This is a genomic window from Streptomyces sp. NPDC057543 (assembly GCF_042801895.1).
In the GTDB taxonomy this organism is placed as follows: Bacteria; Actinomycetota; Actinomycetes; order Streptomycetales; family Streptomycetaceae; genus Streptomyces.
The window spans coordinates 1-12,489 of the sequence record NZ_JBHVFF010000263.1; the positions used below are offsets into that span (position 1 = coordinate 1).

The 12,489-nt window shown below is 71.1% G+C and carries 9 protein-coding genes; 3 read left to right on the plus strand and 6 right to left on the minus strand.

The genetic code is table 11. The features are described from left to right. Positions 1 to 45 precede the first annotated feature (45 nt). The 3 genes from pyk to pta form a co-directional block, all read right to left on the minus strand. Positions 46 to 1,476, minus strand: coding sequence for a pyruvate kinase (gene pyk / locus ACFU8Q_RS32275; RefSeq protein ID WP_384460857.1), 1,431 nt, complete (start codon positions 1,474 to 1,476; stop codon positions 46 to 48). A 74-nt stretch (positions 1,477 to 1,550) separates the two neighbouring features. Continuing rightward, positions 1,551 to 2,801, minus strand: coding sequence for an acetate kinase (locus tag ACFU8Q_RS32280; RefSeq protein WP_384460861.1), 1,251 nt, complete (start codon positions 2,799 to 2,801; stop codon positions 1,551 to 1,553). A gap of 4 nt (positions 2,802 to 2,805) precedes the next feature. Then, on the minus strand, positions 2,806 to 4,932 hold the full coding sequence (gene pta, locus ACFU8Q_RS32285) for a phosphate acetyltransferase (RefSeq protein WP_384460864.1): 2,127 nt from the start codon (positions 4,930 to 4,932) through the stop codon (positions 2,806 to 2,808). A 364-nt stretch (positions 4,933 to 5,296) separates the two neighbouring features. On the opposite strand from pta, the gene ACFU8Q_RS32290 reads away from it, so the two are divergent. Then, the gene (locus ACFU8Q_RS32290) at positions 5,297 to 6,322 is read left to right on the plus strand and encodes an ATP-dependent 6-phosphofructokinase (RefSeq protein WP_266748657.1); all 1,026 of its coding nucleotides are present in this window, start codon (positions 5,297 to 5,299) and stop codon (positions 6,320 to 6,322) included. 289 nt (positions 6,323 to 6,611) lie between these two features. Beyond that, entirely contained in the window at positions 6,612 to 7,637 is a 1,026-nt protein-coding gene (locus ACFU8Q_RS32295) for a helix-turn-helix domain-containing protein (RefSeq protein ID WP_384460867.1), read from the plus strand. A 72-nt stretch (positions 7,638 to 7,709) separates the two neighbouring features. Here ACFU8Q_RS32295 and ACFU8Q_RS32300 read toward each other — a convergent pair whose 3' ends face one another. From ACFU8Q_RS32300 to ACFU8Q_RS32310, 3 genes are all read right to left on the minus strand, one after another. Then, positions 7,710 to 8,348, minus strand: a complete 639-nt coding sequence (locus ACFU8Q_RS32300; protein ID WP_384460879.1) for a helix-turn-helix domain-containing protein — start codon at positions 8,346 to 8,348, stop codon at positions 7,710 to 7,712. Between the two features lie 222 nt (positions 8,349 to 8,570). Then, positions 8,571 to 9,245 carry a response regulator gene (locus ACFU8Q_RS32305; RefSeq protein ID WP_384460870.1) on the minus strand — a complete coding sequence of 225 codons (675 nt, stop codon included), beginning with the start codon at positions 9,243 to 9,245 and terminating at the stop codon, positions 8,571 to 8,573. Continuing rightward, positions 9,242 to 10,942: an ATP-binding protein gene (locus tag ACFU8Q_RS32310; RefSeq protein WP_384460873.1), complete on the minus strand. Its 1,701-nt coding sequence runs from the start codon at positions 10,940 to 10,942 to the stop codon at positions 9,242 to 9,244. Before ACFU8Q_RS32310 ends, ACFU8Q_RS32305 begins: the two co-directional genes overlap by 4 nt. A gap of 130 nt (positions 10,943 to 11,072) precedes the next feature. On the opposite strand from ACFU8Q_RS32310, the gene ACFU8Q_RS32315 reads away from it, so the two are divergent. Then, positions 11,073 to 12,443, plus strand: a complete 1,371-nt coding sequence (locus ACFU8Q_RS32315; protein WP_384460876.1) for a cation:dicarboxylate symporter family transporter — start codon at positions 11,073 to 11,075, stop codon at positions 12,441 to 12,443. Positions 12,444 to 12,489 lie beyond the last annotated feature (46 nt).

Consider the following 12,489-nt stretch of genomic DNA (forward strand, 5'->3'; position numbering starts at 1 on the left):
CTCCGGAAGGAGTGCGGCCCACGGTCCTTGCGCGGCTCGGGCGCGTCAGTCGCGCGCGCCGCCACCGACATGGTGCACCCGCACCATGTTCGTCGTGCCCGGGATGCCGGGGGGCGAGCCGGCCGTGATGACCATCGTGTCACCCTCGTTGTAGCGGTCCAGCTTCAGGAGCTCGCCGTCGACCAGGTCGACCATCGCGTCCGTGTTGTCCACGTGCGGGACGACATGGGCCTCCACACCCCAGCTCAGGGCGAGTTGGTTGCGGGTGGACTCGTCCGTGGTGAAGGCCAGGATGGGCTGCGCCGCACGGTAACGGGAGAGACGGCGGGCCGTGTCACCGGACTTGGTGAAGGCGACCAGTGCCTTGCCGTTGAGGAAGTCCGCGATCTCACAGGCGGCACGGGCCACCGAACCGCCCTGGGTGCGGGGCTTCTTGCCCGGGACCAGCGGCTGGAGGCCCTTGGAGAGCAGCTCCTCCTCGGCGGCGACGACGATCTTCGACATCGTCTTGACCGTCTCGATCGGGTACGCGCCCACGCTGGACTCGGCGGACAGCATGACCGCGTCCGCGCCGTCCAGGATCGCGTTGGCGACGTCGGACGCCTCGGCGCGCGTCGGCCGTGAGTTGGTGATCATCGACTCCATCATCTGGGTCGCCACGATCACCGGCTTGGCGTTCCGCCGGCAGAGCTCCACCAGGCGCTTCTGCACCATCGGGACCTTCTCCAGGGGGTATTCCACGGCCAGGTCGCCACGGGCGACCATCACACCGTCGAACGCCATGACGACGCCCTCCATGTGCTCGACCGCCTGCGGCTTCTCCACCTTGGCGATGACGGGGACCCGGCGGCCCTCCTCGTCCATCACCTTGTGGACGTCCTTGATGTCATTGGCGTCCCGTACGAAGGAGAGCGCCACCAGGTCGCAGCCCATCCGCAGGGCGAACCGCAGGTCCTCGACGTCCTTCTCGGACAGGGCCGGGACATTGACCGCCGCACCGGGCAGGTTGATGCCCTTGTGGTCGGAGATGACACCGCCCTCGATGACGATCGTCCGGACCCGCGGGCCGTCGATCGCGATGACCTTCAGCTCGACGTTTCCGTCGTTGATCAGGATCGGGTCGCCCTTGGCGACATCGCCGGGCAGGCCCTTGTAGGTCGTGCCGCAGATCGACTTGTCGCCGGGAACGTCCTCCGCGGTGATGGTGAACTCGTCCCCGCGGACCAGCTCGACGGGGCCCTCGGCGAACTTCGCCAGGCGGATCTTCGGGCCCTGGAGGTCGGCGAGGACACCGACCGCACGACCGGTCTCGGCGGCGGCCTTGCGGACCCGGTCGTAACGGCCCTGGTGCTCCTCGTGGCTGCCGTGACTGAAGTTGAAACGGGCCACGCTCATGCCGGCCTCGATCAGAGCGACGAGCTGCTCATGGGAGTCGACGGCGGGACCGAGTGTGCAGACGATTTTGGAACGGCGCATGAGGCGGATCCTATCGGTTTGTTTCGCTGCGGAATATTCCGTCTGGTGGAAGGTACAAAGGGGCGCGGGGGTGCTCAGTTGTGGACCTGTCCGACGAGCGCGAAGGCCTGGACGGCGATCTCCAGTTCCTCGTCCGTCGGCACCACGGCGACCGCGACCCGTGCGTAGTCCGGCGAGATCAGCCGCGGTGCGCCGGACCGTACGGCGTTCAGATCCGCGTCCACCACCAGGCCGAGCTCCTCGAGACCGGCGATCGCAGCCTCCCGTACGGGCGCCGAGTTCTCCCCGACCCCCGCCGTGAACACCACGGCATCCACCCGCCCGAGGACCGCCGAATAGGCGCCGATGTACTTCTTCAGCCGGTGCACATAGATGTTGAACGCCAGCGCCGCACGCTCGTCGCCCTCGTCGATCCGGCGCCGGATCTCCCGCATGTCGTTGTCGCCGCACAGCCCGACCAGGCCGCTCCTCTTGTTCAGCAGCTCGTCGATCTCGTCCGTCGACATCCCCGCCACCCGCCGCAGGTGGAAGGTGACGGCCGGATCGATATCACCGGAACGCGTGCCCATCACCAGCCCCTCCAGCGGCGTCAGCCCCATCGAGGTCTCCACGCACCGGCCGCCCGCCACCGCCGACGCCGAGGCGCCGTTGCCCAGGTGCAGCACGATGACATTGACCTCCTCGGGCGTACGTCCCAGCAGCTCGGCGGCCTTGCGGGAGACGTGCGCGTGCGAGGTGCCGTGGAAGCCGTAGCGCCGGATGCGGTGCGCGTCGGCGGTCTCCACATCGATCGCGTACCGCGCCGCGTGCTCCGGCATCGTCGTGTGGAACGCCGTGTCGAAGACCGCCACCTGTGGAAGGTCGGGACGCAGGGCCTGTGCGGTACGGATGCCGACGATGTTCGCCGGATTGTGCAGCGGGGCCACCGGGACCAGGCGCTCGATCTCGTCCAGCACCTCGTCGTCGATCACGACGGGCTCGGTGAACCGCAGCCCGCCGTGCACCACCCGGTGACCGATCGCCGCCAGCTCGGGGGAGTCCAGGCCCAGCCCATCGGCCGCCAGCTCGTCGGCCGCCGCCTTCAGCGCGGCCTCGTGGTCGGCGATCGGACCGGTCCGCTCGCGCGGCTCGGCGCCGCCACCGACCAGCGGGGTGTGCACCAGCCGGGAGGTCTCCTCGCCGATCCGCTCGACCAGCCCGACCGCGAGCCGGGAGCGGTCGCTCATGTCCAGCAGCTGGTACTTCAGCGACGAGGAGCCGGAGTTGAGAACCAGCACGCGGGACGCGCCCGTCGTGGAAGAACCCTCTGTGGTCGGGGTGGTCATCCGTTCACTCCTCGCCCTGCGCCTGGATCGCCGTAATGGCCACGGTATTGACGATGTCCTGGACGAGCGCACCCCGGGACAGATCGTTGACGGGCTTCCGCAGCCCCTGGAGCACCGGTCCGACGGCCACCGCGCCCGCCGAGCGCTGCACGGCCTTGTAGGTGTTGTTGCCGGTGTTCAGGTCCGGGAAGATCAGCACCGTCGCCTGCCCCGCCACCTCGGAGCCGGGCAGCTTCGTCGCGGCGACGCTCGGCTCCACCGCGGCGTCGTACTGGATCGGGCCCTCGATCCTGAGGTCCGGCCTGCTCCTGCGGACCCGCTCCGTCGCCTCGCGCACCTTGTCGACATCGGCGCCCGATCCCGAAGTGCCCGTCGAGTACGACAGCATCGCGATCCGCGGCTCCACGCCGAACCGGGCGGCGGTGGCGGCCGACTGCACCGCGATGTCCGCGAGCTGCTCCGCGTCCGGGTCCGGGTTCACCGCGCAGTCGCCGTACACCAGAACCTTGTCGGCGAGGCACATGAAGAAGACGGACGACACGATCGAGGCGTCCTGCTTCGCCCTCCCGTCGCCCGCCACCGCCCTGCCTGACGAGTTTCGCTCGGCCCCCTTCGTTTTTATGATCTCGAACGCGGGGCGGATCGTTGCCGCGGTGGAGTGCACCGCCCCGGAGACCATGCCGTCGGCGAGCCCCTCCTGCACCATCAGCGTGCCGAAGTAGTTGACGTCCGCGATGACGTCGTACGCCAGCTCCACCGTGACCCCGCGGTGCGCGCGCAGCTGCGCGTACCGCTCGGCGAAGAGCTGGCGCAGCTCGGAGGTCTGCGGGTCGATGAGCTGCGTCCCGGCGAGATCGATGCCGAGGTCCGCGGCCTTCTTGCGGATGACGTCGGCGTCGCCGAGGAGGGTCAGGTCGCAGACGTCACGGCGCAGCAGTACGTCGGCGGCGCGCAGTACCCGTTCCTCGGTGCCCTCCGGCAGGACGACGCGGCGCCGCACGGCTCGGGCCTGCTCCAGCAGCTCGTGCTCGAACATCATCGGGGTGACGCGGCCGCTACGGGCCAGCGAGATCCGTTCCAGCAGCGCGCCGGTGTCCACGTAGCGCTCGAAGAGGCCCAGCGCAGTCTCCGCCTTGCGGGGCGCCCCCGCGTTCAACTTGCCTTCCAGGGCGAAGAGTTGCCCGGCAGTCGGGAAGGAGCCGCCGGCCACGGAGATGACCGGAGTGCCCGGTGCGAGTCGCGCGGCCAGCTGGAGTATCTCCTCGCCGGGGCGTTCGTCCAGGGTCAGCAGCACACCGGCGATGGGCGGGGTCCCGGCGCTGTGCGCGGCCAGCGAGCCGACGACCAGATCCGCCCGGTCCCCGGGCGTGACCACCAGACAGCCCGGCGTCAGCGCCTTCAGCATGTTCGGCAGCATCGCCCCGCCGAAGACGAAGTCCAGCGCGTCCCTGGCCAGCCCGGAGTCGTCGCCGAGCAGCACCGTGGCGTCGAGCGCCGCGGCTATCTGGGCGACGGTCGGCGCGGAGAGCGCCGCGTCATCGGGCAGCACCGAACAGGGGACGGGCAGCCGGGCCGCCAGCCGCTCCGCGATGACGTCGCGGTCCTCGGCTGCCACCCGGTTCACGATCATCGAGAGGACGTCGCAGCCCAGGCCCGCGTATGCCCGGTAGGCATTGCGGGTCTCGGCCCGCACGGATTCCGCGGTCTGGCCCGTCCCGCCGACCACCACGATCACCGAGGCGCCGAACTCATTGGCGAGGCGGGCGTTGAGCGCCAGCTCGTCGGGGAGCTGGGTGGCGGCGAAGTCGGTGCCGAGTACCAGCACCACCTCGTACTTCTGGGCCACCTGATGGAAGCGCTCGACGAGCCGGGAGACCAGCTCGTCGGTGCCCTGCTCCGCCTGGAGCGCGGACGCCTCGTGGTAGTCCAGGCCGTAGGCCGACTCGGGGTCCTGGGGGAGGCGGTAGCGGGCCCGCAGCAGTTCGAACAGCCGGTCGGGTCCGTCGTGGACGAGCGGCCGGAACACCCCGACCCGGTCCACCTGACGCGTCAGGAGCTCCATGACTCCCAGATCGACGACCTGGCGGCCGTCTCCCCGGTCGATCCCGGTCACGTACACGCTGCGCGTCACGCGTGCTCTCCCGTCCAGATTGTGGTTTGGGATGGTATTGCCATGTTGACGATACCCGCGGGGACCCGGGCGCCGCCCGCCGGGCGAAGGGCCCTGACCCAAGGGGCGTACGGCCCGCCCCGGGGCTCACGGATCCGCTCGTCGGAGGGCCTGCCGGATGCCTCGCCGGACGCCTGCCCGGATGGCCCGCGCATGCGGCGGAACACCCGTGCGGGGATCCGCGGGGCGGCGGGGAGTGGCGGGGAGCGCGAGGTCCAGACCTGACGTGGGACAATCGACGTGGCTCACAGTACGGGGGATTCTCACGGGGGTTCTGTTTTCGCCCCCGAATCGAACGGCACCAGCGAGCAGGAGATACAGCACGATGCGCATCGGAGTTCTCACCGCAGGCGGCGACTGCCCGGGCCTGAACGCAGTGATCCGGTCGGTCGTGCACCGAGCCGTGGTGGGCCACGGAGACGAGGTCATCGGCTTCGAGGACGGGTTCAAGGGACTCCTCGACGGCCACTTCCGCCCTCTCGACCTCAACGCGGTCAGCGGCATCCTCGCCCGCGGCGGCACCATCCTCGGCTCGGCCCGGCTGGAGCGCGACCGGCTGCGCGAGGCCGCCGAGAACTGCGCCGAGCTCAGCCGCCGTTATGGCATGGACGCCCTCATTCCGATCGGCGGCGAAGGCACCCTCACGGCCGCGCGGATGCTGTCGGACGCCGGAATGCCCGTCGTCGGCGTGCCCAAGACGATCGACAACGACATCTCCGCCACCGACCGCACCTTCGGCTTCGACACGGCGGTGGGCGTCGCGACCGAGGCCATAGACCGTCTCAAGACCACCGCCGAATCGCACCAGCGGGTCATGGTCGTCGAGGTGATGGGCCGCCACGCCGGCTGGATCGCGCTGGAGTCCGGAATGGCGGGCGGCGCGCACGGCATCTGCCTCCCAGAGCGTCGGTTCCAGGTCGAGGACCTGGTCAAGATGGTCGAGGAGCGCTTCGCGCGCGGCAAGAAGTTCGCGGTCATCTGCGTCGCCGAGGGCGCGCACCCGGCCGAGGGCTCGATGCCGTACGCCAAGGGCGAGATCGATCAGTACGGTCACGAACGCTTCCAGGGCATCGGCAACCGGCTGGCCATCGAGCTGGAGACCCGGCTCGGCAAGGAGGCCAGGCCGGTCATTCTCGGCCACGTGCAGCGCGGCGGCACGCCGACCGCGTACGACCGGGTGCTCGCCACCCGCTTCGGCTGGCACGCGGTGGAGGCCGCGCACCGGGGCGACTTCGGCCGGATGACGGCGCTGCGCGGCAACGACATCAAGATGGTTCCCCTCGCCGACGCGATCACCCGGCTCAAGACGGTGCCCGCGGACCGGATGGACGAGGCGGAGTCGGTCTTCTAGATCCTTCCGGCCCCTTCCGGCTCCTTCCAGCCCCTCCCGGCCCGGACGGGCGCGACGGCGTCACAAGAGCTGACCGGCGGCCCTGACTGTCCCCCCGTGGACGGTCAGGGCCGCTTGCCGTTCCCCCTGGCCCCGACGGCTCAGGTCCTCTTCCGGAAGGCCGGTACCGGACCCGGCCACGGTGCCGGAATCCACTCTTGAGCCGGCGGCCCGGATCAACAAGGCTTACCCCTGTCCCGGACATGTCCCAACCCTGTCCGGACACTCATTTCAGGGGAGGACGCAGCGCATGGTGGTCGAGGGCAGGGCTCCGGATCCTCGGGAGGCGCGGAGTGCGGCCGAGTTCGTCGCCCTGCTGCGGGTGCTCAAGGACGCGTCCGGTCTGACGTTCCGCGAGCTGGCCCAGCGGGCGGACGCGGTCGGCGACGTCCTGCCGCGCTCCACGATCGCCAACATGCTCGGCCGTACGTCGGTGCCGCGCGAAGAACTCCTCGCCGCCTTCGTACGGGCCTGCGGCTGCGGCCCCACGGCCGTGGAGGACTGGCTCGCCGTCCGCAAGGAACTCGCCGTGCACGGGCAGCGGGACGGGCGCGTGGACGAGGCCGATGCCGAGAAGGAGCGAGGTACGGCGCAGGCCGGGGAGGTCCCGGCCGAGCCGGCCGAGCGGCTACCCGGGCCGGCCGTCGGAACGCCTCGTGCCCGTCCTGGGGGCCGACGGTTCCGGAACGTCCTGGTGGCCGCCGTCTCCCTGCTGGTGCTCGCGGCCGTCGCGGTGACCGTCGCCCTCCTCGTACGCGACGAACAGCCGTCGCCCTCTCCCGTCGCCGGGCCGGTGGCGGGGCGGACGGTGCAGATCCGGTCCGTCCACGCCGGGCTCTGCCTCTCCGAGAAGCGCGGGTCCGACAGCGGCCGGCTCTACCAGGCGCCCTGTGACGGGGAGACGCTCCCGGGCTTCTCCCTCCGTCCGCTGGGCGACGGCGTCTGGCGGATAGTGACCGACCACCCGGACTACGGCCCCGGCTGCACGGGCGTGTGGAACGGGTCGCGGGAGGTCGGCGCCCTGCTGCAGGACCAGGAGTGCGGGCGCCGCGGCGCCGCGGAGAGGTTCTGGATCGAGCCCCGGGGCCACCCCGTTGAGGGCTACCGGATCCGCCCCGTCCACACCCACCTCTGCGTCGGTGCCGAGGCGGGCAGCGTCGGGCGCGGCGCCGAGGTGGTGCAGAGGGGCTGCGACGGGGTGGACCGGGGGAGCCTGTTCTCCTTCGACCCGGTGGCGTCGGACGGCCCGGCGGCCTCGGACCGGGCCGGCGGCTGAGATCGGGGCCGCGGCCGAGATCGGGCCGCGGCCGAGGAGGACGGGCAGGGCGGCCACCGGAAGCCGGGCGGCTCAGACGGTCGTCCCCCGTACCCCCGCCGACTGCCAGAACCGTTCCACGATCTGCGTCAGGAACGCCCGCCCCGCATCCCCCGTCGACCCGGCCCGCTCCGTACCCGTGCTGCTCCAGCTCAGCGTCGACACCATCAGCGCCTGGTAGTCGGCGTGCAGCTGTTCCAGTACGTCCTGCAGGAAGCCGCGCTCCAGCGGCACCAGCTTCGCCACCGGCCGGACATGGGCCTGCCAGCGCGTCTTCACCGCCGCACGCAACAGCTCGGCCAGCTCCTCCTCCCGGCCGGACACCGTCACGAACCCGGCGGCGGTCAGCCCCAGCGCCTCGCTGAGCGCCGCGGACTGGCGTTCGTTGCCGCGCCAGCGCCCCGCTTCCTCCATCCGCAGATACGCGGTGGTGGTCAGCCCCAGCAGACGCGCCAGCTCCTCCACCGCCAGCTCCCGGGCCACCCGGTGCTCGCGCAGGGTGCGCGCGGCGGTGAGCAGTTCGCCCGGCGAGCACCACAACACTCCGGCCAGCGCGGTGAGTTCGTACTCGCTGGGGACAGCCAGTCCGCGTTCCCAGGCGACCACGGTCTCGGTGCTGACACGGAGTCCGTACTGCGCTCCGAGGCCGTACGCGACATGGCCGGGAAGCATCCCCAGGGCCTCGCGGAGTCGGCGCGCGGCGGGGGCATTGAACGGCGGAGAGGGGTGCACGGCCCCACCGTAGAAGTCAACACGTGGGCTGACTACGGTGTGTTCCGCCGATATCACAGCTCGTAGGAACGTCCTAGTGCCGGAGGTCCTCCGGTGCCGTGCGTTCCGGTCCGGCGGGACCGGTGCCGTGCGTCCCGGTCCCGCCGGCCTCGGGCCGTCCGGTCAGCGCTCCTGGGCCACCCATCGGTAGTGCAGCTCCGGACGCCCGATCTGGCCGTACTGCGGACTGCGCACCGCGCGCCCCACCGTCACCAGGTGTTCCAGGTAACGGCGTGCGGTGATTCTCGAGATGCCCAGCTCCGCCCCGGCGGCGCCTGCCGTGACCCCGTCCGGTGCGGCCCGCAGGGCGCGGGTGACGGCCTCCAGCGTCGGACCGCTCAGTCCCTTCGGCAGCCGGGCCGGCTGCGGTGCGCGCAGTACGCCGAGTGCCCGGTCCACCTCGTCCTGGCCGCTCGCCTCACCGGCCGCCGCGCGGAACTCGGCGTAGCGGACGAGCCGGTCGCGCAGGGTGGCGAAGGTGAACGGCTTCAGCACGTACTGGACGACACCGAGCGACACCCCCTCCCGGACCACCGCCAGATCACGCGCCGACGTCACCGCGATGACATCGGCCGAGTGCCCGGCCGCGCGCAACGAGCGCAGCAACTGCAGACCGTGCCCGTCCGGCAGGTAGAGATCCAGGAGCAGCAGATCGACCGGCGTACGGTCCAGCGCCCGCACCGCCTCCGCGCGCGAGTGCGCGACCGCGGCCACCGTGAATCCGGGGACGCGGCCCACGTACAGCTGATGGGCGTCCGCGGCTACGGGATCGTCCTCGACGACCAGTACCTGGATCACGCGGTGGCCTCCTTCGCCGTGCGCGCCGTGCGGCCGCCGCTGACCAGGGGCAGCCGTACCGTGAACTCCGCACCGCCGTCCGGGCCGTGATCCAGTGCGACCGTCCCGCCGTTGCGGTGCACCGCCTGCTGCACGAGGGCCAGCCCGATCCCCCGGCCCGCTCCGTGCGTCGACCAGCCCCGGTCGAACACCTCGGCGGCGTCGGCCGGATCGATCCCGGCCCCGGTGTCGGCGACCCGCAGCAGCAACTCGCCCTCCCCGGCGAGCGCGGTGACGGTGACCCGGGCACGGGCGGCCCGGCCCGGCCCGGTTTCCCGCTGGGCAGGCACGGCCGCACCGGTCCCCGTACCCGACGGACCCGTCGCCGCCTCCGACGCCGCGTCCACCGCGTTGTCGATCAGGTTGCCGAGAACCGTCACCAGGTCCCGATGAGGCAGCGTCGTGGGCAGGGCGCCGTCGTCGATCAGACTGTCGTCCGCGAGCACCAGCTCCACCCCCCGCTCGTTCGCCTGCGCGGCCTTGCCCAGCAGCAGTGCCGCCAGCACCGGTTCGGCGACCGCGCCCACCACCCGGTCGGTGAGGGTCTGGGCCAGCTCCAGCTCGGCGGTGGCGAAACCGACCGCTTCCTCGGCCCGGCCCAGTTCGATCAGCGAGACGACGGTGTGCAGCCGGTTCGCCGCCTCGTGCGCCTGCGAACGCAACGCCTGGGTGAACCCCCGCTCGGAGTCCAACTCACCGGACAGTGCCTGGAGTTCCGTGTGATCGCGCAGCGTCACGACGGTGCCGCGCTGCTCGCCGCCCACCACCGGGCGGGTGTTGACCACGATCACCCGGTCCGCCGTCAGATGCAGCTCGTCGACCCGCTCCTCGGAGGCGAGCAGCGCACCGGTCAGCCGCGCCGGCAGATCCAGTTCGGCGACCCTGCGCCCGACCGCGCCCGGTTCGAGACCGAGCAGTTCCCGGCCCGCGTCGTTGATCAGCGCGATCCTGCGCTGCCCGTCGAGCATCAAGAGCCCCTCGCGCACCGCGTGCAGAGTGGCCTGATGGTAGTCGTGCATGCGGCTCAGCTCGGCGGCGTTCATGCCGTGCGTGTGCCGTCGCAGCCGGGCGTTGATCACATACGTGCCGATGCCGCCCAGCGCCAGCGCCCCGCCCGCCGCCAGCCCCAGTGCCCCGAGCTGCGCCCGTACCTGCGAGGAGACCCGCTCGACCGTGATGCCCGCGCTGACCAGACCGGTGATCCGGCCGCCGTCCCGGATCGGGGTGACGACCCGGATCGAGGGACCGAGCGTGCCGGCGTACGTCTCCGTGAACGTTTCGCCACGCAGCGCCTGCGCGGTGTGCCCGAGGAACTCCTCCCCGATCCGGTTCCTGTCCGGGTGCGTCCAGCGGACCCGTTCCGGAGACATGATCGTGACGAAGGCGATCCCGGTGTCCCTGCGGACCTTCTCCGCGTACGGCTGGAGCACGGCGGAGGGGTCCGGGGTGCGGATCGCCTCCCGTACGGACGGCGAGTCGGCGATCGCCAGCGCCGCCGCCGTGACCTGCCGGGTCGCGGCCTCCTTCGCCTGCCCGCTGCCGGAGACGTAGGCGAAGAACGCGCACCCCGCCACCACGGCGGCGACCAGCACCACCTGCATGGCGAAGAGCTGGCCTGCCAGGCTGCGCGGACGGGTACGGGGGCGGGGAAGACGCATGGCACCAGTCTGCCTGGCCGAAAACATATGAACGAAATGCACGAAACAGTGACCGGCATCACAAGCGGAGGGATAGTCGCCGGGACCCCCAGGGACGGGGGAGCGACCAGGACGAACCGAGGAGACCCCCGTGGGAGTGGCAGCCGCCAAGCGGGACCGTACGCATTATCTGTATCTCGCCGTGATCGCGGCCGTGGGGCTCGGCATCCTCGTGGGCTTCGTGGCTCCGGGCGTCGCCGTCGAACTCAAGCCGATCGGCACCGGGTTCGTGAACCTCATCAAGATGATGATCTCGCCCATCATCTTCTGCACGATCGTGCTGGGCGTCGGATCGGTACGCAAGGCCGCCAAGGTCGGCGCGGTCGGTGGCCTCGCTCTCGGCTACTTCCTGGTGATGTCGACCGTCGCGCTCGCCATCGGTCTGCTCGTCGGCAACATCCTGGAGCCCGGCCAGGGCCTCCACCTCACCGAAGCCGTGCGCGCCGCCGGTGAGAAGCAGGCGGCGGGCGCCAGCGAGTCCACCGTGGACTTCCTCCTCGGCATCATCCCGACGACGATGGTCTCCGCCTTCACCGGCGGTGAGGTGCTGCAGACCCTGCTCATCGCCCTCCTCGCGGGCTTCGCGCTCCAGGCCATGGGCTCCGCGGGCGAACCGATCCTGCGCGGCATCGGCCACATCCAGCGCCTCGTCTTCCGCATCCTCGCCATGATCATGTGGGCGGCCCCGGTCGGCGCGTTCGGCGCGATGGCGGCGGTGGTCGGCGAGACCGGCGTCGACGCACTGAAGTCGCTCGCGATCATCATGGTCGGCTTCTACGTCACCTGCGCGATCTTCGTCTTCGTGGTGCTCGGCACGATCCTGCGACTGGTCGCCGGGGTCAACCTGATCTCTCTGCTGAAGTACCTGGGCCGCGAGTTCCTGCTGATCCTGTCCACCTCCTCGTCGGAGTCCGCCCTGCCGCGGCTCATCGCGAAGATGGAGCACCTCGGGGTCAGCAGGCCCGTCGTCGGCATCACCGTGCCGACCGGCTACTCCTTCAACCTCGACGGCACCGCGATCTACCTCACGATGTCCTCGCTCTTCATCGCCAACGCGATGGGTGACCCGCTGAGTGCGAGTGAGCAGATCTCGCTCCTCCTCTTCATGATCGTCGCCTCGAAGGGCGCGGCCGGAGTCACCGGCGCGGGCCTCGCCACCCTCGCGGGCGGCCTCCAGTCGCACCGCCCCGGCCTGGTCGACGGCGTCGGCCTGATCGTCGGCATCGACCGCTTCATGAGCGAGGCCCGCGCCATGACGAACTTCGCGGGCAACGCGGTCGCCACCGTCCTCGTCGGCACCTGGACCAAGGAGATCGACAAGGAGCGGGTCGACCAGGTCCTCTCCGGAGCGCTCCCGTGGAACGACCAGATGCTCAACCAGGAAGCCGACCACGGCGACGGCACGGGCACCGTTCCGGAACCGCGGGACAGTGACCAGGAGCCCGCCGCGGCGAAGGCGTAGCCGCCCGGGACCCCGGTACCAACAGCAGGGCCGTCGCGGAAGCAGC